Source organism: Bacillus sp. BD59S (assembly GCF_007363175.1).
Classification (GTDB): domain Bacteria; phylum Bacillota; class Bacilli; order Bacillales; family Bacillaceae_G; genus Bacillus_A; species Bacillus_A pacificus.
In genome coordinates, this window is the sequence record NZ_CP034686.1 from 3,728,317 (window position 1) to 3,746,876 (window position 18,560).

Below are 18,560 nucleotides of genomic sequence, written 5' to 3' on the forward strand. Positions count from 1 at the left end.
TTCATTTGTAAGCGATTACTTTTTTACTTCTTCTTTTTTCTTACTATTACGCTGATCGAACACTAAACCGATGAAAATTAAAATCCCCCAAAAGATTACGCTACCTCCAGTCATTTCAATTTCCTCCTTATTATATAAACATATTATTTTAATCATTATAACATTTTCTTAATTTTCAATCTATTGAACCCAAAAATGATATAGATTAACTTTTTCCTTGTTATATATCCATTAAAATATATTTGTATAACAAAAAAGAGACCTTTTTATATAAAAAGGTCTCTTTTTTGTTATACAAGACTTATCACTTTCGTTTTTGTAATTAAATCCTGAAAACCACAATTATCTTTGCGGAATAACATCATATATACGTTACACAACACCGGAATTCCAAGTAGTAATATGTTCGGTAATAACAATACAAAAAATCGAATCGTTAATGTTTGTAATGTTAACTTTTCACTCTTCAATGAAATTAATTTTATTCTCGTTACCTTTTTACCAAGTGTTACACCGTTCCAAATAAAGGGTAGCAAAATAAAATATATCGCCATTAATATAAAAACTACTGCAAGATCATATCTATAATCGCCAAAACTAATATTAAAGCGATTAAAAATAGCACTATAATTTCCAGTCATAACAGCTACTACTGCACCATACATAACCGAGATTAAAAACATGTCAATTAGGGAGGCACCTATGCGATTCATTACAAGCGCTGGACGATGCATCTTTAACTTCATTTTTATGTCGACTCCTTCATATCCTTCTTTACCCGTCTCATCGTACCACTTCTAAAAAACATTGTAAACTAGCGTTTCTCTTACTTTTCTTGTACAATGTGTTACAACAGCATTGTAAAGGAGGTTCCCATATTGAAAAAATGGATAATCCTATTCGTCGCATTCCTATTAGCCGGTTGTTCTGGAAATACAAATCATATAACATACACGATTAACGATGAATACGAGCTCATACGTACTTCTGGAAATGCATTTGAACTTTTCCCCACGCAAGATGCTGTATACGCCACACAATACATTCCTGCAAAAATTACAGACATAGCCTGGGATGATAAATACATTATTGCAAAACAAACTGAGGAAAAGTCAGATCCGAATAATCCTGACGGGGCAATTGCAAATAAAAAAAGCGAGCATTATTGGATTATTGACGTAAAGCATAATAAACGTTTTGGCCCCTATAATGAAAAGCAATTTGATGAACAAAAAGATGCGTTTAAAATTAAGGTGCCTTTTCAAAGTGTAGATTCATACATAGAAGAACGGAAAAAACAGTCAGCATAATAGTTTGAGCGCTGACTGTTTTTTCTTACATATATTTAAAAACAACTTACTCAGAAAGTGAGATGTTAAAAGTTTGTGGCTCTTTTACAACATCTTGCGTTTCTGTATCTGCTGCGATTACATTATCTGTTGTAAATTTAATATCCTTTACCTTTTCTTTTCCATCATCAAGTATTAGGCCGATAATACCATCTCTTGTTTCACCAGGCTTATAGTCTTCCCTTGATACATTTTTTGTACCAACGAGCGTATCTTCATCATATAAAAAGTTTTGCGTTGCTACTTTAAAATGTTGTTTATCATTAATCGCAACATCATTCATAGAGAAAAATTGTATATTTTTATTCCCGCTATTTTCCACCTTATATGTAATTTCAACGTAACGAATCGTATCACTAATCTCTGTACCACTTAGCGATGCATATAACTCCGCATCTTCTTGACTGACTTTATCTCCTAATCTACGCTTTACTTCTTCAGGAGTTAATGCCGTATATACTTTTAATGTATTTTTTGCGTCTTTACTCATCTGCGATAAAGAGATTACTTTCACATCTTGTACGTGAATTTTCATTGGTGCTACTTCAAATGTTTGATTTACTGAATGAATCTGTTCTAACTTAAAAGTACCCCAGCCAGTTTCTTTCACTTTTTGTCCTACTTTTTTCAGCTCACGCCCACCATATTCTTTTGTTTCAGGAATAGATTCTTTCTTCTTCGGTTCAACTTTCTTTTCTTCTTGATGGAAGCAACCACTTAACATAAGAAGAAAACTACATAAAACAAAAATACTTTTCCATGCTTTCATCATATAATTTCTCCTAACACTATCATTCATTAATATTAATTAGTCCTTTGCTTTGTAAACTATGGAAACAATGAGAAGTCCACAAAACGAACTTGTTAGTCCAGATACTATTATACCTCCTATTTGGAAAATATGAAAATAGGGATCTACGAACGTGTGAACGACAAATATAAGAACTGCCACAATGATTGCCGAAATCCAATACTTCCTTTTTTCTGAAGCTATCATCATATCTTTTCCTGTTTCATCTTTATACTTCCATAGTACGTACAATAGTAATAATAAACCGACACATGTACTCCCATGCTGCATATATTTATACACTGGAATACTATATAATTCTCTTTGTAAAAATGGTATTTTCATAACGAAGTAGCCTGTATGATGAGTAAATGCATCCCAAACGACATGCGTGAGCATACCAAATAAAGCGGAATAGCAAAATACAAAGAAATCTTTCCATGTATGAAGCCCCCACCTCTCATCTACCGCATAAATATAGTAGCCAGCAAATGGTTTAGGTAAATGCGTTATAAACGGCTTTTTTAAAATGTAATGATACATATATGCGAGCAGAAATACAAGTGGTAAATTTAAATATAAGAACCCAAGCCATGTATGGCCAATAATACCATACGGTCTAAAGTGTAAAAAATATTCAAAATCAGGCGCCATACTCCCTAATATAAGAGCCGTTACTGAAATAGATTTGGACTGTTTTTTCATAAAAGGAAGAACTGCTGCTGGATGTGCAAATGTAAACGGCATGTTTTGGCTCCTTTTTAGAATTACAATAGATTACATACTATCATAACGATATGAATAATATCCATGCAATATTTATTTTCACATTGGAATATGATAGTTTAAATGATATAATCCACATGAAATATTCAGAAAATAAGGAGGGGTTCACGTGTCATTAACACTTGTCTTTTTTCTTGTTCTGTTTACCTTGTTTTTAAGTACATACATTGGATTTTTTCTATGGAATCATTTAAAAATTATAAAATACACGCCCACTTTCGTTGGCTTTATGAGCGTTCTTTTCATTTTTATATGGAAGAGGATAACTTTCGGTTGGGAAGGTCTCGGTTTTGGCGCACTTCAGTATACAATTTTCGCTACAAGCTGTCTTAAACTTGTATTTGCTGCCTTTTTAGAATCAAAATCTGTTATGAATTGAGGTTTCTATATTGATTGACGTACCCTTTTTAAAAAATGTCACATTAAAAAAAGAAAATATCCCTAGTTTTTCCGTATATCCTTACTGTCTACCCGCTATCCGAACATTACAATCACTAGCTTTCCACCCAAATGTAACATTCATTATTGGAGAAAACGGGACGGGTAAATCAACATTACTCGAAGCGATTGCAATTGCTTTAGGATTTAATGCAGAAGGTGGAACGAAAAACTTCCACTTTAGCACAAACAATTCACATTCATCTTTACATGAATACCTTCGAATTTCCAAAAGTTTCAATACACCAAACGACGGTTTCTTTCTTCGCGCTGAATCGTTTTATAACGTTGCTTCTTATATTGATGAAATGGATGCCGATTCATACGCACGTGGAAATCCAATTATTGACTCATATGGTGGTACCTCACTACACGAACAATCACATGGTGAGTCATTCTTCTCCTTATTTATGAATCGTTTTTCAGGACAAGGTTTATACATTTTAGATGAGCCCGAGGCCGCCCTATCACCAATGAGACAACTTTCTATGCTCATTCGAATGCACGAACTAGCGGAACAAGGTTCACAATTTGTTATCGCGACGCATTCTCCTATTTTAATGGCTTATCCTGAATCCACTATATACTCTTTAACACAAGAAGGGATTCACGAATCCACATTAGAAGAAACTGAGCATTACCAAACGACGAAACTTTTCTTTGAAAATCGCGATCGATTATTTCATCATTTATTTGATTCTTAAAAAAAAGAAGCAGCGATTGCTGCTTCTTTTTTATAGTGCTTCTATAAATAATGCTACCCCAATACCGCCGCCGACGCATAGAGAGGCAATTCCTTTTTCTAACCCACGTCTTTTCAATTCATGAATTAAACTTACAGTAATACGAGCTCCTGTGCAACCAATTGGATGTCCAAGTCCTACACCACTACCGTTTACATTCACTTTTTCACGATCTAAACCTAATTCTTTCTCTACAGCTAAGTATTGCGCAGCGAAAGCTTCATTAATTTCCAGTAAATCTGCATCTTCTAATGACCAATCTACTTTTTCTAATCCTTTACGAATTGCTGGTGCTGGTCCAATACCCATAATTTTCGGATCCACTCCAGCTACTGAATACCCAACAATTCTAGCTAACGGTTGTAAGCCTTTTTCTTTCGCTTTTTCTTCGCTCATTAATACTAGAACCGCACTTCCGTCATTCAGGCCAGATGCATTCCCTGCAGTTACTGATCCGCCTTTACGGAAAGCTGGTTTTAATCCAGCTAATTTTTCTGCTGTAATATCAGCACGTGGATGTTCATCCTTCGAAAATACTACTTCTTTTCTACGTTCTTTTATCGTAATAGGAACAATTTGATCGTCAAAGTATCCAGACTGGATTGCCTTCAGTGCCAATGTATGACTGCGAAGCGCAACTTCATCTTGTTCCTCTCTTGTAATTTCATATTGTTCAACTAAATTTTCCGCTGTTTCCCCCATCATAATATGATGAATCGGATCTTCTAACACTTCCCACACCGTATCACGAATTTCTCCGTGTTGTAGGCGTTGTCCCCAGCGGTGTTGTTTCAATGCATAAGGGCTTGAACTCATTGCTTCTACTCCACCTGCAACGACAACTTCACTTACACCTAATTGAATTTGCATTGCAGCCGACATAATTGCTTGCATACCTGAAGAACATTGGCGTTGGATTGTATAGCCCGTAACTGTGTCAGGAAATCCTGCCGCTAATGCAGCTGTTCTCGCCGTATTTGCTTCATCAGTTCTTTGAATACAATGGCCTAAAATCACTTCATCAACTTCGTGTGGTTCTACCCCGCCCCGTTTTACAGCTTCCTGAAGTACAGGAACAGCTAATTCTACTGGCGTTACATTTTTTAGCGCTCCCCCAAAAGTTCCAATTGGCGAACGAACTGCAGCTGTAATAACAACATTATGCATTTTGCACTTGCCCCTCTCTTATGTACCCTAGTCAGTTTTTAGGTGAAATTCCATAAGATGTATGTCTACACTTATCATACTATAAACATACTAAAAAATCAAAATATTTAATATAATAAAAATAGAAGGAATTAACCCTCTATTCTGTTAATGCGTATAGGAATTTTTGTAAAATCTTCTCTGTTGTTTTATTCAAATTCGGTAACTTATCTACCGGAAAATATTGAAGCTGTAATCCTTCATGGTCAAGCCTTAATTCTCCACTCACATGATGCCCCTGATACAGATGTATGACATTAAAAATTTCATCTCCATTTGGATATTGGAAGTACACTTCTTTTCCCGAAAGAACCCCGATAAATTGCATAATTTTCGCATTTAGTCCCGTCTCTTCAAACAGTTCTCTGCGAGCAGTTTCTTCTGTCGTTTCTCCTAGCTCCATCGCCCCGCCAGGTACACCCCAATCATATGTATCTGAACGATATTGAAGCAATACTTCTTGATTATCATTTAAGATAATAATTGCTGATCCTACTAGAATAAGCGGCCTTGTACCAACGACTTTGCGTAACTCTTCAATATACCCCAATATGTAAACTCTCCTTTCCTCACCCTTCCTTATCATAACAAAATTTTTCTCCTTTTGTTGATATAATTTTAAAGAAAAAAAGGAAGCTTTCGCCTCCTTTTTTCACCTTTATTTCTTAAAACTTTCATATTTTACAGCTTCAAAAGCTTCTTCAATTTCATCATTACGATAATGGACATATGTAAAACGCCCTAGTTCTACTAATCTTGCTATTTCTTGTAACGCTTTCTGTTGCTCATATGTTCCCTCAAGCTTAATATGTACATAAAATTTCATTAATGGATGTTCATATAAAGGTTCTCCCACCTCTACATATACATCTTCCACCCCTTGAACAACTCTTACATAACTTGCAAATTGATAAAGAGCTTCTCTGTCTGAAACGATTTTTAATGTATACATATATTCTCCCCCTTTTCTTTACTATATCAAAAAGATGATCACACTACGTTATAGAACTATGAAATTTTTTCGACTTGTCATCTATATATTCAATAAAGAAGGCGTTTATCCATACATGACATCTTTTCCCCACATATATTATAGGAAGAACTTTTTCAGTTGAGGTGTTCCTTATGGATCCATACGTCAATATATGTATTTGCATTACTCCAGGCGCCGATATTTCTGATGACCGTATCGCAAAGGATTTAGCGGTTGCAGAGTCAATTTGGCACCCGATTACATTTCAAATTCAAGAAGTAATTATTTTAAATGAAATTTTCCGTTTTTCTGACCGTGAAATTAGTTATAAAAATTCTATTCAAAGTCAGGAAAAATTAGCATCCTTTTTCCAAACTTGTGTAAATGAAGCTCCTGCTTGCGACCTTTACATTTGTTATATTGGCAGTGATTATTTCAAAGAAACAGCAGTAATTGCCTGCGCTTACTCTTTAGCAAAACAGCAACAACTTACAGGGTATATCGTTTTAACAAACTCGGCTGCTCCTATGAAAAATATATATACGCTCGCTCACGAAATCGGTCATATTTTATTTACAAGACGTGTTCACGGAAAACTTACTCACGCAGATCCTCATTCTCCAATTGGCTCGGAGCATCATCCTTCCCCAACAAATCTTATGTACCCGATAGTCCCGCGCCCTGAAAATGTTCCTATTCATTCTCTATTAACGAACGAACAAAAAGCACTCTCTTTACAAAGCTCTTTATTGCAAAGAAAAAAACAGTAACAATTTTGTTACTGTTTAAAATAATATATTCCAATCAACAAACCAAATTCCGGCTGCAACGGATGCAAATATACAACTAAACATAAATACAATTACTCTAAAAATCTCTATATGATATTTCTTTGGAAATAATTTTTGGCATATCCAGAGCAGCCCTTTACCTATTAAACCGAAGGATAAAACATAACCTGAAAATTGCTAAACCTAAAAATACAATAGACAATATACCTTAAAATATACTTTGCATATTTGTTCTCCTCTTAATAAAAATTAGCATTCAACTAGTTTACACTTTTTCTCTCTTCAATTTTTAAAGACCATCTCATTAATCCATATAAACTTCCGTACAGAAGTAAAGGCTCTAACATTCCCAAATACGGGTTTTGCTTCCCTAATTCTTTAAATACAAACATAATAAATAGCGGGAAAATAACAGCTAATATCCCAATCCAGCCAAGTATGTACGCTTCCCCAATTAACAGTACTAACAAGATAACTCCAGCTAGTATATAACTTTGTATAGTCGTTAATTGTAATACAGGCGTCCCATACCATTTATTCATAAACATTAATAATACTAGTAATAAAATTGGTAGCAATGCTGCTACATAAATAATGCTAAATTCTTTTACTTTGCTCTTAAATGATGACATTTTAAAAGCAAATATAATTCCTACAATCGTAATCATTAATACAATTGGGTATCCAATTAATTGTACATTCGTTAATGTGAATTCATGATTTGGGCTTTCAAATAAAATATTTGTAAGTAACCAATATCCCCCTATTCCAATTATCATTCCTAAAATAGTCTTTATACTCCCGCCTTTATCCTTTTCCATCTCCTTCGCTAATTCTTCCGCATACTCTTTTGGCGAATCACCAAATATATCACTTACCGTTTTTCCTTCTTTCTCACCTTCAATTAAATGAATCTCTGCATCTTCTAAAAAAGCATCCACATCTTCTTCTTTCATTCCTTTCGTTATTAAATACACTTTCGTATCAATTAAAAACTTTTCTCCTTCTTTCGAAATCTTCATGATAATCCCTCCCTTATTAAACCGTCTCTCTTCTATTCGTCTTCATCATAATTTCAAGGAAAATTAAAATAAACAAACTTCCGTATAAACATATAATTTGAAATAACATTGGAACAAGGTCTTCTGATGTAAATGTTTTAAACAGTAACATAATCGAAAGTGGAATAATTAAATATAAGTTTTTAAACCATCCATCAAAATATATATTGATCGCTACTGTAATGATGAAAACACCACCAGCTAATATATAACTTTGCAACTCGGTGAATGTAAATATTTTTGTAGGATATATCACATCTAATACCGTAACAACCCCCATTAAAAACATTGGCGCGATCATAACTAAAAACCACATAGAAAACCACGTTTTTGTAAAACTTGTTACAAAGGTCATTTTGCGCAGTAAAAAATTAGGACCTATAACAACTAAAATCAATGACAAACTATACCCCACGCACTGAATAAGTGACATCTGTAATAATCCGTTATTCACTATTAGGATAGAAGCAATAATCCAAAACGATACGATATTCATTACTGTAAAACCAATTTGCTTCCACGTTTCTTGTCTATCTCTTTCCATCACTTTTACAAGTTCATTTGCATATTCTTTCGGTGAGCTTCCGAAAATTTCTTCTACGCTTTTCCCATCAATCTCACCTTCTATTAAATGAAGTTCTGCGTCTTCAATAAAGCTTTCCATATCGGTTTCTTTCACACTCTTTGCAGTCAAAAACAATCTCATATCTAATAAAAATTTTCGTGCTTCATTTGATAGCATTATTTTCTTCTCCCCTTCCCTTCAAGTAGACGTTCCACACTACTTTGCATCGCTTCCCAGCGATCCATAAATTCATTCAGTGCATCTTCGCCATTTTCTGTTAACGTGTAATACTTCCGTTTTGGACCAGATGAGGATTCCTTCATTACACTTGTTATAAATCCTTCCTTTTGCATTCTTATTAATAACGGATAAATACTTCCTTCACTCGCCATTGTAAAGCCATACTTTGCTAGCTTCTCACTCATTTCATAACCGTATATTTCACCTTCAGAAATAATAGCAAGTAAGCATCCTTCTAAAATTCCTTTTAGCATTTGACTTGTCGACATAATTCAAATCCTCCCACTATCTTGTTTTACAAGATAGATAAGCATTAGTATCTTGCTTTACAAAATAGTATAGCAGAGACTATTTTGCAAAACAAGATAGCTAACAATATTTTCCCAAATCTTTGCAGGATTTTTATTATCCACTATCTAAATAGAGCAATATGAGAACTTTATTACGAAGGGATGTTTTTCATCATGGTTACAAATCGAGTTGTTTTTTTAACAGGTGCTGCAAGTGGTATTGGTTATGAAATGGGAAACGCTTTTGCAAAAGAAGGTGCAAAAGTTGTTATTACCGATCGTCTTGAAGAACGTGCAAAAGAAGCTGCCAGCCAACTACAAAAAGAAGGCTATCAGGTTATCGGTTTAAAATGTGATGTTACATCTGAAGAAGAAATAGAAGCATCCATTTCCCAAACTGTTAATCATTTCGGTTCATTAGACATATTAATTAATAACGCAGGAATGCAGCACGTTTCACCAATTGAAGATTTTCCAACCGAAAAGTTTGAACTACTTATTAAAATTATGCAAATCGCTCCTTTTATCGCAATTAAGCATGCCTTTCCGATTATGAAAAAACAAAAATATGGTCGTATTATTAATGTTGCTTCGATTAACGGACTTGTTGGATTCGCCGGAAAATCTGCCTATAATAGCGCGAAACATGGCGTAATTGGATTAACAAAAGTTGCCGCTTTAGAAGGGGCTACTCACGGAATTACTGTAAATGCCCTTTGTCCTGGTTATGTCGATACACCTCTCGTACGTAACCAACTACAAGACTTAGCTACTACACGAAATGTACCACTTAAAAATGTTTTAGAGGATGTCATTTATCCACTCGTACCACAAAAGCGCTTATTACAAGTACAAGAAATTGCTGATTATGTGATGTTTTTGGCGAGCGAAAAAACTAAAGGAATAACTGGACAAGCCGTTGTTATCGATGGCGGTTATACTGCTCAATAAAAATAAAGTTTGCTCACGAAGAGCAAACTTTATTTTTTATCTCGAGGATCATTATACTGTAGTAATTGCCGCGGCAACTTTTCTATTGCAACAATGACCCCATCTAATTTACTTTCAATCCGATGGAGCAAATATAATGTTACAACAATTGGAAACCCTACATTGCCTATCATCTTGATCCACTCTTCCATCTTTTTCGCCTCCTTTCATTATATAAATAAGAGAAAAGAAAACATTTAGGCATAAAAAAACAAGCTATTATTGTATTAGCTTGTTTTTTCAAACAGTGATGCAATTTCTCGCTTATAATCTCCACGTATAATACCTTTCTCTGTAATAATACCTGTAATTAATTCATTCGACGTTACGTCAAATGCAGGGTTAAAAACATCAGTTCCAATTGGTGCCACTTGTTTCCCAAAAATTTTCGTAACTTCTGTTTCGTCTCTTTCTTCAATAACAATTTCAGCCCCTGTTTGTTTCGTAATATCAAATGTAGATAACGGAGCTGCAACGTAGAACGGGATACCGAAGTACTTTGCTAATATAGCTAAATTCATTGTTCCGATTTTATTTGCTGTATCTCCATTTGCGACAATTCGGTCCGCTCCTACAATAATTGCGTTGATTTCTTTCGTTTGAATAGCATGAGCTGCCGTATTATCTGTAATAAGTGTTACATCAATATTTGCCTGTTTTAATTCCCAGGTCGTTAAGCGCCCGCCTTGTAAAACTGGTCTCGTTTCACATGCATATGCATGTAAATGTACACCTTTTTCTTTCCCAATATAAAACGGTGCTAATGCAGTACCATATCTAGCAGTTGCGATACTGCCAGCGTTACAAATTGTTAAAACGTTATCACCATCTTGAAAACATGTTAATGCATGTTCTCCAATACTCCTGCATACTGCTTCATCCTCTTGCTGAATAAGAAGCGCTTCTTCTTCTAATATTTTTTGCGCTTCTTTTATTGTAGTAATTTCTCGAATGGATTCTCTCATACGATCGATTGCCCAAAATAAATTGACTGCTGTCGGGCGTGATGTTCCTAAATAATTACAATCTCTATTAAACTTCTTTTGAAATTCTTCAATATGTACAGTATCATATTTTTTTGATGCAAGCGCCAAGCCAAATGCAGCTACAATCCCAATTGCCGGTGCTCCTCGTACTTCTAGCATGACAATACTTTTCCATACCTCTTCAATCGTCGTTAATGTTTTGTATTCTGTGCTATGCGGTAACTTTGTTTGATTTAATACTGCAATAGCATTCCCTTTCCAACTGACAGACCTCGGAATTGTAACAATTGTACTCATGCTTTTACCCCTCCAGAAACTGTCTGTTGGAATAATGATCGGAACAGTTGAATATCAGCGTTTTTAGATTCATATTTTATTAGTTCTTTACCTAAGGATAACGCTTGTTTCTTAGCTTGAATTCTTGTTTCTTTATTTGTTATTTCATCTAAATCAGCTACATGCGCTAGGCCAATTGTTCTACGGATAAGCTCACATCCAGCAAATCCAACAGCATCAGTAAAGATATTTTGCAAAATAATTGGTAACCATTGTTTTTCTTTCGTATATGCTTCTACACCTTCTCCAATCCATAACTTCGTAAAAGTTTCTACAAAATAACTCCATGTCTTCTCTATATGGAAAAATACTACACTTCTCTGTTCTTCTTCTCTAGATAAAGCATTTAATAATAAATTTGCAATAAATTGACCGATGTCAAACCCAAATGGGCCATATGTCGCAAATTCTGGATCAATCACTTTCGTTTCAGAAGGTGATGAAAAAATACTACCTGTATGTAAATCACCATGAATAAGAGTTTCTTTTCTTGTTAAGAACTTATATTTATATTGCCCTACTTTTAGTTTTAAAGTTTTATCACTCCAAAGTTCATCAACAGCCAATTGTAACTCCGGCTCATAATCATTCGTATCGTAATGTCCAAACGGATCTGTAAACACTAAATCTTCTGTAATTTTGCAGAGGTCTGGATTTACAAATGTACCTTCTAGTACCCTTTTCTCTTCTGACTGTAAACCAAAATCTGAAGTGTAAAATAAAACATTTGCTAGAAAACGACCGATATGCTGGGATAAAAGTGGATATTCTTCTCCGTCTATTAATCCTTTTCTTGTAATTGTTAGTCTTGATAAGTCTTCTATTACCGTTATCGCTAACTCTTCATCATGACTGTACACTACTGGAACATAATCCGGTACATACTTCGCAAAAATTTTCAGTGCCTTACTTTCAATTGTCGCTCTTTTTATAGATAACGGCCAGCTTTCACCAACTACTTTCGCATACGGTAGTGCCTGTTTTATTATAATAGACTTCTCTCCATCATCTAATTTGAACACGTAATTTAAATTTCCATCTCCAATTTCATGACAAACTACATTTTCTTTCTTTTCAAAATAACCGTGTTCTTTCGCATATTGTATAGCTGTTGTTTCAGTTAATGCATAATATCCCATCGTCTTCTCCCCCTTTTTTATATTCAGAGGTTTTTCTGACGTAGAAAAACCTCTTTCCACTAAGAAAGAGGTTTGAAGTTTATCTTCTCCCCTCTTATCTGCCAGAAAGTTTTACTTTCTGCTGGAATTAGCACCGTGCCTTTTGGCGTCATAAACGCCCCATTTCACAATGGTATTACGGTCGGTTGCTGGGCTTCATCGGGCCAAATCCCTCCACCTGCTCTTGATAAGAGTTGTATAATTTTTTAGAATTTTTAACTTTATGTTGAAGACTATACCAAGAATAAAAATCACTTGTCAACATTTTATTTGTATAATTCTGGACGTCGATCTGCAAAAACTGGAATTCCTTTGCGTACTTCTTTAATTTTCTCGAATGTAAGCTCTCCAAATAGAATTGATTCTTCTTCATTCGCTTCTACAACAACTTCGCCCCAAGGATCGACAATTAAAGAATGGCCGGCAAACTCATTATTTGGATCCTTCCCTGCCCTATTACATGCTACAACATAACACTGATTTTCAACTGCTCTTGCTTGTAATAATAAACGCCAATGCGCTAAACGAACGAATGGCCATTCAGCTACAACAAATAAAACTTTTGCACCTTTAGCAGTATGAACGCGCATCCACTCTGGAAAACGAATATCATAGCAAATGGTGCCGGCGCACTCTACATCATCTAACTTAAATTCACCAGTACTATTTCCAGCGATTAAATATTTATGTTCATCCATAAGCTGAAATAAATGCACTTTACTATATTCATTGACTAGTTCTCCTTTATTCGTTACAACATACATTGTATTTGTAACACCTTGCTCCGTTTGCTTTGCTATAGAACCACCAACAATATGTACACCATATTGTTTCGACCATTCTATCAACTTTTCTTTCGTTTCCAATCCATCCCTATCTGCAATTTCAGAGAGTCTCGTTAAATCATAACCTGTTGTCCATAGTTCTGGTAAGACGATAACATCTGGTCTTTCTTTCATCGCTTCGTTTATTTTATGTTTAGCATTCTCAATATTTTTTTCTACATCTCCAAAAACAATATCCATTTGAATACATGCGACTTTCATTTTGTCAGCCCCATCCTTAATTTTTTTCTTTACAAAATACTGGAAAGATTATATCATTTGTCACTAGAATTGTAACAACTTTCAAAAGAGGTGGAAAGCATGAAATTATTTCAACCTTCTGAGATCGTAACATCATTGCCTACACAATTTTTCGCTTCACTTGTTGCAAAAGTTAACAAAGTCGTTGCAGCAGGGCACGATGTTATTAATCTAGGACAGGGTAATCCAGATCAACCAACACCACAGCATATCGTAAAAGCTTTACAAGATGCTGCTGCAAAAGCGATTCATCATAAATATCCGCCATTTCGCGGACATGAAAGTTTAAAAGAAGCTGTAGCAACATTCTATCAACGCGAATACGGCGTAAAATTAAATCCAAAAACGGAAGTTGCTATTTTATTCGGCGGAAAGGCTGGGTTAGTAGAATTACCAGTTTGTTTTACAAACCCTGGTGATACGATTCTCGTTCCAGATCCAGGTTATCCAGATTATTTATCAGGAGTTGCTTTAGCAAAAGCTCAGTTTGAAACAATGCCACTTATTGCAGAAAATAACTTTTTACCAGATTATACGAAAATTGATGACTCTATTGCCGAGCGTGCAAAATTAATGTTTTTAAACTATCCAAATAATCCTACAGGTGCTACTGCATCAAAAGATTTTTTTGATGCAACGATTCATTTTGCTAATAAACACAATATATTAGTTGTTCATGATTTCGCTTACGGTGCTATAGGGTTCGACGGTCAAAAGCCTGTTAGTTTCTTACAAGCAGACGGCGCCAAAGATACGGGAATTGAAATTTATACATTATCAAAAACTTTCAATATGGCTGGATGGCGTATTGCCTTTGCAGTAGGGAATGAAAGTGTGATTGAAACAATTAACTTATTACAAGATCATATGTATGTTAGTATTTTTGGTGCAGTTCAAGATGCTGCCCGCGAAGCATTATTAAGTTCACAGTCTTGCGTAGGAAACCTCGTAAATAGTTATGAATCTCGAAGAAACGCTCTTATTTCTGCTTGTCACTCGATTGGTTGGAATGTAGACATTCCAACCGGATCATTCTTTGCATGGCTTCCTGTTCCAAAAGGATATACATCTGAGCAATTTTCTGATATTTTACTAGAAAAAGCACACGTTGCAGTTGCTCCTGGTGTTGGATTTGGTGAGCATGGCGAAGGATACGTCCGTGTTGGTCTCTTGCATACAGAAGATAGATTACGAGAAGCCATTAATCGAATTGATAAATTAAATTTTTTCAAAAAGTAATTGACAACATGAAAAATATCTGACAAAATTCAGTTATCTTAAAAATTTAAACTTTTCTAAATACTTCTTATCAAGAGCAGGTGGAGGGACGAGCCCGACGAAACCCGGCAACCGATCTACAATTGTAGACACGGTGCTAATTCTCGCAGCATTACGCTGACAGATAAGGAGCTGGTTGTAAAAAAACCTCTCCTTAGCTGAGAGGTTTTTTTATTTAACTAGGAGGTTATAACAATGAGCGGAATTATAGCGACGTATTTAATCCATGATGATTCACATAACTTAGAAAAAAAAGCTGAGCAAATTGCACTCGGTTTAACAATTGGCTCTTGGACTCATTTGCCACACTTATTGCAAGAACAATTAAAGCAGCATAAAGGCAGCGTCATTCATGTTGAGGAATTAGCTGAACATGAACATACCAATTCGTATTTACGTAAAAAAGTAAAACGCGGAACTATTAAAATCGAATATCCGTTATTAAATTTCAGTCCGGATTTACCAGCAATTTTAACGACTACATTTGGAAAGCTCTCACTTGATGGCGAAGTAAAATTAATTGACTTAACTTTTTCAGACGAATTAAAAAAACAGTTTCCTGGTCCAAAATTTGGGATAGATGGTATTCGAAATCTTTTACAAGTACATGATCGTCCCCTTTTAATGAGTATTTTTAAAGGAATGATTGGACGAAATATTGGGTATTTAAAAACGCAATTACGCGATCAAGCAATTGGTAGTGTAGATATCGTAAAAGATGATGAAATATTATTCGAAAATGCATTAACACCACTTACGAAACGCATCGTATCTGGAAAAGAAGTTTTACAATCCGTATATGAAACATACGGGCATAAAACGTTATATGCCGTAAATTTAACAGGACGAACTTTTGATTTAAAAGAAAATGCGAAACGTGCAGTGCAAGCTGGAGCTGATATTCTATTATTTAACGTATTCTCTTACGGACTAGATGTACTACAATCACTTGCAGAAGATGATGAAATCCCGGTTCCTATTATGGCACACCCTGCTGTAAGTGGTGCTTATTCCGCATCCAAGTTATATGGAGTTTCATCTCCATTATTACTCGGGAAACTACTCCGTTATGCTGGGGCTGACTTTTCATTATTCCCATCTCCATACGGAAGTGTTGCGCTAGAAAAAGAGGAAGCTCTTGCTATCTCAAAATATTTAACTGAAGACGATGCATTTTTCAAAAAGAGCTTTTCTGTTCCGTCTGCTGGTATTCACCCTGGTTTCGTTCCCTTTATTGTACGAGATTTCGGTAAAGATGTTGTTATTAATGCTGGTGGCGGAATACATGGACATCCAAATGGGGCGCAGGGCGGCGGTAAAGCTTTCCGTGCTGCAATTGATGCTACTTTGCAAAATAAACCACTCCATGAAGTAGATGACATAAATTTGCATAGCGCACTACAAATATGGGGAAATCCCTCTCATGAGGTGAAATTATGAGTATTCAAGTATTTTGTGATTTCGATGGCACGATTACAAATAATGATAACATTATGTCCATTATGGAAAAATTTGCACCACCAGAAGCTGAAGAAGTAAAGAATAGAATTTTATCACAAGAGCTATCTATTCAAGAAGGTGTTTCTCAATTATTTCAATTCATACCTACTAATCTGCACGATGAGATTATTCAATTTTTAATAGAGACTGCTGAAATCCGTAGTGGTTTTCATGAGTTTATACAATTCGTAAAGGAAAATACCATTTCTTTTTACGTAATATCAGGTGGAATGGATTTCTTCGTCTATCCACTCTTACAAGGAATCATTCCAAAAGAGCAAATTTATTGTAATGAAACAGACTTTTCAGCAGAGTTTATTACAGTTAAATGGCCTCATTCTTGTGATGATCATTGTCAAAATCATTGCGGATTATGTAAATCATCATTAATCCGTAAATTAAGTGATACAAATGACTTTCATATTGTAATTGGAGATTCTATTACTGATTTACAAGCCGCGAAACAAGCTGATAAAGTGTTCGCTCGCGATTTTCTTATTACAATGTGTGAAGAAAATCATATTGCTTATACACCGTTTGAAACATTTCAAGATGTGCAAGCTGAATTAAAACATTTGTTGGAGGTGAAATTATGAAACAACTTTTTCGTCAATGGTATGACTTAAGCGAGATAAAAAAAGAATTAACAACACGCAATTGGTTTCCAGCAACGAGTGGTAATATTTCTATAAAGGTTAGTCATGAACCACTGACTTTTCTCATTACAGCAAGTGGTAAAGATAAAACAAAAACGACTCCAGATGATTTTCTATTAGTAGATCATCTAGGGATTCCCGTATTAGAAACTGAATTACGTCCTTCAGCAGAAACAATCTTGCATACACATATTTATAACCATACGAATGCTGGGTGCGTCCTTCATGTTCATACAACCGATAACAATGTTATCACAAATTTATATAGTGATGCAGTCACACTTCAAAATCAAGAAATTATTAAAGCTCTCGATATTTGGGAAGAAGGTGCAACAATAAACATTCCTATTATCGAAAACCATGCCCATATCCCAACGCTTGGAGAAAACTTCCGAAAGCATATACAAGGAGATTCGGGAGCAGTATTGATCCGTAACCATGGTATTACCGTATGGGGTCGAGATAGCTTTGATGCTAAGAAAAGATTAGAAGCTTATGAGTTTTTATTCCAATTTCATATAAAACTATTATCAATTCAAGGAGGCGTTTCTAATGGCGCAAATTCGTATTCATGAAGTAAATACTCGTATTGAAAATGAAGTGGAAGTATGTAAATTTCTACAAGAGGAAGGCGTTTTATATGAGAAATGGAACATCTCTAAGCTTCCTACTCATTTAAATGAAAGTTATTCTTTAACAGATGAAAACAAGGCTGAAATATTAGCTGTGTTTTCAAAAGAAATTGCTGATGTTTCATCACGCCGAGGTTATAAAGCACACGATGTAATTTCACTTTCAAATAGCACACCTAACCTTGACGAACTATTAATTAATTTCCAAAAAGAACACCATCATACTGATGATGAAGTTCGCTTTATTGTTAGTGGTCATGGCATCTTCGCCATTGAAGGAAAAGATGGGACATTTTTTGACGTTGAACTTGAGCCAGGCGATCTCATATCTGTTCCTGAAAATGCAAGACATTATTTTACCTTGCAAGATGATCGTCAAGTTGTAGCTATTCGTATTTTTGTTACAACTGAAGGCTGGGTTCCAATCTATTAAGGTAGTTAGTTGAATAAAAGGCCTTGGACCCCCTTTTCCAACCTTTTATTCACTCTACATATATACATCCTCCTATGGAGCAGGCTTATTTCAAAAAATGAAATAAGCCTGATTTTTTATCGTTCTAATCGTATTATTCCTTCCGTTCAGTACAATCTCTCCCTTCAATTTTTCAAGTGTATTTATTAATACTTTTTGAACATTTATTGAACTTTTTTCGAACTTTTTCTGAAAATTCTGTTTTATATATGATA

Annotated in this window: 24 protein-coding genes, 1 pseudogene and 2 riboswitches; of the genes and pseudogenes, 10 read left to right on the forward strand and 15 right to left on the reverse strand. The window is 35.0% G+C overall.

Annotation, left to right across the window (positions count from 1 at the left end; genetic code table 11):
• Positions 1–15: 15 nt before the first annotated feature.
• Both EKQ63_RS21350 and EKQ63_RS21355 read right to left on the reverse strand, forming a co-directional pair.
• The gene (locus EKQ63_RS21350; RefSeq protein WP_087954423.1) at positions 16–114 is read right to left on the reverse strand and encodes a flagellar motor protein; all 99 of its coding nucleotides are present in this window, start codon (positions 112–114) and stop codon (positions 16–18) included.
• Between the two features lie 176 nt (positions 115–290).
• Complete coding sequence (locus EKQ63_RS21355; protein WP_048550602.1) at positions 291–746, reverse strand: RDD family protein; 456 nt, start codon at positions 744–746, stop codon at positions 291–293.
• A 132-nt stretch (positions 747–878) separates the two neighbouring features.
• On the opposite strand from EKQ63_RS21355, the gene EKQ63_RS21360 reads away from it, so the two are divergent.
• Positions 879–1,310, forward strand: a complete 432-nt coding sequence (locus EKQ63_RS21360; RefSeq protein ID WP_048550603.1) for a DUF3997 domain-containing protein — start codon at positions 879–881, stop codon at positions 1,308–1,310.
• 46 nt (positions 1,311–1,356) lie between these two features.
• Here EKQ63_RS21360 and EKQ63_RS21365 read toward each other — a convergent pair whose 3' ends face one another.
• Complete coding sequence (locus EKQ63_RS21365; RefSeq protein ID WP_087954422.1) at positions 1,357–2,121, reverse strand: hypothetical protein; 765 nt, start codon at positions 2,119–2,121, stop codon at positions 1,357–1,359.
• Positions 2,122–2,157: 36 nt separating this feature from the next.
• Positions 2,158–2,886, reverse strand: a complete 729-nt coding sequence (locus EKQ63_RS21370; protein ID WP_087954421.1) for a DUF4184 family protein — start codon at positions 2,884–2,886, stop codon at positions 2,158–2,160.
• Positions 2,887–3,034: 148 nt separating this feature from the next.
• Between EKQ63_RS21370 and EKQ63_RS21375 the strand changes: the two genes are divergently transcribed.
• Positions 3,035–3,304, forward strand: a complete 270-nt coding sequence (locus EKQ63_RS21375) for a hypothetical protein (RefSeq protein ID WP_088326813.1) — start codon at positions 3,035–3,037, stop codon at positions 3,302–3,304.
• Between the two features lie 10 nt (positions 3,305–3,314).
• On the forward strand, positions 3,315–4,067 hold the full coding sequence (locus EKQ63_RS21380; protein ID WP_087954420.1) for an AAA family ATPase: 753 nt from the start codon (positions 3,315–3,317) through the stop codon (positions 4,065–4,067).
• 30 nt (positions 4,068–4,097) lie between these two features.
• Here the strand turns inward: EKQ63_RS21380 and EKQ63_RS21385 are convergent, their stop codons facing one another.
• The 3 genes from EKQ63_RS21385 to EKQ63_RS21395 all read right to left on the reverse strand — a co-directional run bounded on the left by EKQ63_RS21385 (position 4,098) and on the right by EKQ63_RS21395 (position 6,264).
• On the reverse strand, positions 4,098–5,273 hold the full coding sequence (locus tag EKQ63_RS21385; RefSeq protein WP_087954419.1) for an acetyl-CoA C-acetyltransferase: 1,176 nt from the start codon (positions 5,271–5,273) through the stop codon (positions 4,098–4,100).
• A 139-nt stretch (positions 5,274–5,412) separates the two neighbouring features.
• On the reverse strand, positions 5,413–5,862 hold the full coding sequence (locus tag EKQ63_RS21390; protein WP_000540524.1) for an NUDIX hydrolase: 450 nt from the start codon (positions 5,860–5,862) through the stop codon (positions 5,413–5,415).
• 108 nt (positions 5,863–5,970) lie between these two features.
• Complete coding sequence (locus tag EKQ63_RS21395; RefSeq protein WP_087954417.1) at positions 5,971–6,264, reverse strand: DUF3928 family protein; 294 nt, start codon at positions 6,262–6,264, stop codon at positions 5,971–5,973.
• A gap of 173 nt (positions 6,265–6,437) precedes the next feature.
• Between EKQ63_RS21395 and EKQ63_RS21400 the strand changes: the two genes are divergently transcribed.
• Entirely contained in the window at positions 6,438–7,055 is a 618-nt protein-coding gene (locus EKQ63_RS21400) for an ImmA/IrrE family metallo-endopeptidase (RefSeq protein ID WP_087954416.1), read from the forward strand.
• Between the two features lie 15 nt (positions 7,056–7,070).
• Here EKQ63_RS21400 and EKQ63_RS30610 read toward each other — a convergent pair.
• The 4 genes and pseudogenes from EKQ63_RS30610 to EKQ63_RS21420 all read right to left on the reverse strand — a co-directional run.
• Positions 7,071–7,247 (reverse strand): annotated as a pseudogene (locus tag EKQ63_RS30610) (DNA-binding protein); the annotation flags it as partial.
• An 89-nt stretch (positions 7,248–7,336) separates the two neighbouring features.
• A complete protein-coding gene (locus tag EKQ63_RS21410) occupies positions 7,337–8,098 on the reverse strand; it encodes a DUF1129 domain-containing protein (RefSeq protein WP_087954415.1) in 762 nt (253 codons plus the stop codon).
• A 16-nt stretch (positions 8,099–8,114) separates the two neighbouring features.
• The gene (locus EKQ63_RS21415) at positions 8,115–8,879 is read right to left on the reverse strand and encodes a DUF1129 domain-containing protein (RefSeq protein WP_087954414.1); all 765 of its coding nucleotides are present in this window, start codon (positions 8,877–8,879) and stop codon (positions 8,115–8,117) included.
• Positions 8,879–9,211 (reverse strand): PadR family transcriptional regulator, encoded by a 333-nt coding sequence (locus EKQ63_RS21420; protein WP_143881482.1) that lies wholly within the window; start codon positions 9,209–9,211, stop codon positions 8,879–8,881. Before EKQ63_RS21420 ends, EKQ63_RS21415 begins: the two co-directional genes overlap by 1 nt.
• A 195-nt stretch (positions 9,212–9,406) precedes the next feature.
• Here EKQ63_RS21420 and EKQ63_RS21425 point away from each other — a divergent pair, with 195 nt between their 5' ends.
• A complete protein-coding gene (locus EKQ63_RS21425) occupies positions 9,407–10,183 on the forward strand; it encodes a 3-hydroxybutyrate dehydrogenase (RefSeq protein ID WP_087954412.1) in 777 nt (258 codons plus the stop codon).
• A gap of 29 nt (positions 10,184–10,212) precedes the next feature.
• On the opposite strand, the gene EKQ63_RS21430 is transcribed toward EKQ63_RS21425, so the two are convergent.
• The 4 genes from EKQ63_RS21430 to EKQ63_RS21445 form a co-directional block, all read right to left on the reverse strand.
• On the reverse strand, positions 10,213–10,374 hold the full coding sequence (locus EKQ63_RS21430) for a YvrJ family protein (protein WP_087954411.1): 162 nt from the start codon (positions 10,372–10,374) through the stop codon (positions 10,213–10,215).
• 75 nt (positions 10,375–10,449) lie between these two features.
• On the reverse strand, positions 10,450–11,505 hold the full coding sequence (gene mtnA / locus EKQ63_RS21435; protein ID WP_087954410.1) for an S-methyl-5-thioribose-1-phosphate isomerase: 1,056 nt from the start codon (positions 11,503–11,505) through the stop codon (positions 10,450–10,452).
• Positions 11,502–12,683 (reverse strand): S-methyl-5-thioribose kinase, encoded by a 1,182-nt coding sequence (mtnK, locus tag EKQ63_RS21440; RefSeq protein ID WP_087954409.1) that lies wholly within the window; start codon positions 12,681–12,683, stop codon positions 11,502–11,504. Before mtnK ends, mtnA begins: the two co-directional genes overlap by 4 nt.
• A gap of 91 nt (positions 12,684–12,774) precedes the next feature.
• Positions 12,775–12,916, reverse strand: a riboswitch (SAM riboswitch).
• 72 nt (positions 12,917–12,988) lie between these two features.
• Positions 12,989–13,768: a carbon-nitrogen family hydrolase gene (locus EKQ63_RS21445; RefSeq protein ID WP_087954408.1), complete on the reverse strand. Its 780-nt coding sequence runs from the start codon at positions 13,766–13,768 to the stop codon at positions 12,989–12,991.
• A gap of 99 nt (positions 13,769–13,867) precedes the next feature.
• Here EKQ63_RS21445 and EKQ63_RS21450 point away from each other — a divergent pair, with 99 nt between their 5' ends.
• From EKQ63_RS21450 to EKQ63_RS21470, 5 genes are all read left to right on the forward strand, one after another.
• Positions 13,868–15,046 (forward strand): pyridoxal phosphate-dependent aminotransferase, encoded by a 1,179-nt coding sequence (locus EKQ63_RS21450; protein ID WP_087954407.1) that lies wholly within the window; start codon positions 13,868–13,870, stop codon positions 15,044–15,046.
• Between the two features lie 64 nt (positions 15,047–15,110).
• Positions 15,111–15,216, forward strand: a riboswitch (SAM riboswitch).
• Positions 15,217–15,280: 64 nt separating this feature from the next.
• Positions 15,281–16,525 carry a 2,3-diketo-5-methylthiopentyl-1-phosphate enolase gene (mtnW, locus tag EKQ63_RS21455; protein WP_143881483.1) on the forward strand — a complete coding sequence of 415 codons (1,245 nt, stop codon included), beginning with the start codon at positions 15,281–15,283 and terminating at the stop codon, positions 16,523–16,525.
• A complete protein-coding gene (locus EKQ63_RS21460) occupies positions 16,522–17,181 on the forward strand; it encodes a 2-hydroxy-3-keto-5-methylthiopentenyl-1-phosphate phosphatase (protein ID WP_087954405.1) in 660 nt (219 codons plus the stop codon). Before mtnW ends, EKQ63_RS21460 begins: the two co-directional genes overlap by 4 nt.
• Positions 17,178–17,816, forward strand: coding sequence for a methylthioribulose 1-phosphate dehydratase (locus EKQ63_RS21465; RefSeq protein ID WP_087954404.1), 639 nt, complete (start codon positions 17,178–17,180; stop codon positions 17,814–17,816). Before EKQ63_RS21460 ends, EKQ63_RS21465 begins: the two co-directional genes overlap by 4 nt.
• Entirely contained in the window at positions 17,794–18,306 is a 513-nt protein-coding gene (locus tag EKQ63_RS21470) for a cupin domain-containing protein (protein WP_087954403.1), read from the forward strand. The genes EKQ63_RS21465 and EKQ63_RS21470 overlap by 23 nt, the downstream gene beginning before the upstream one ends.
• Positions 18,307–18,560: the final 254 nt, after the last annotated feature.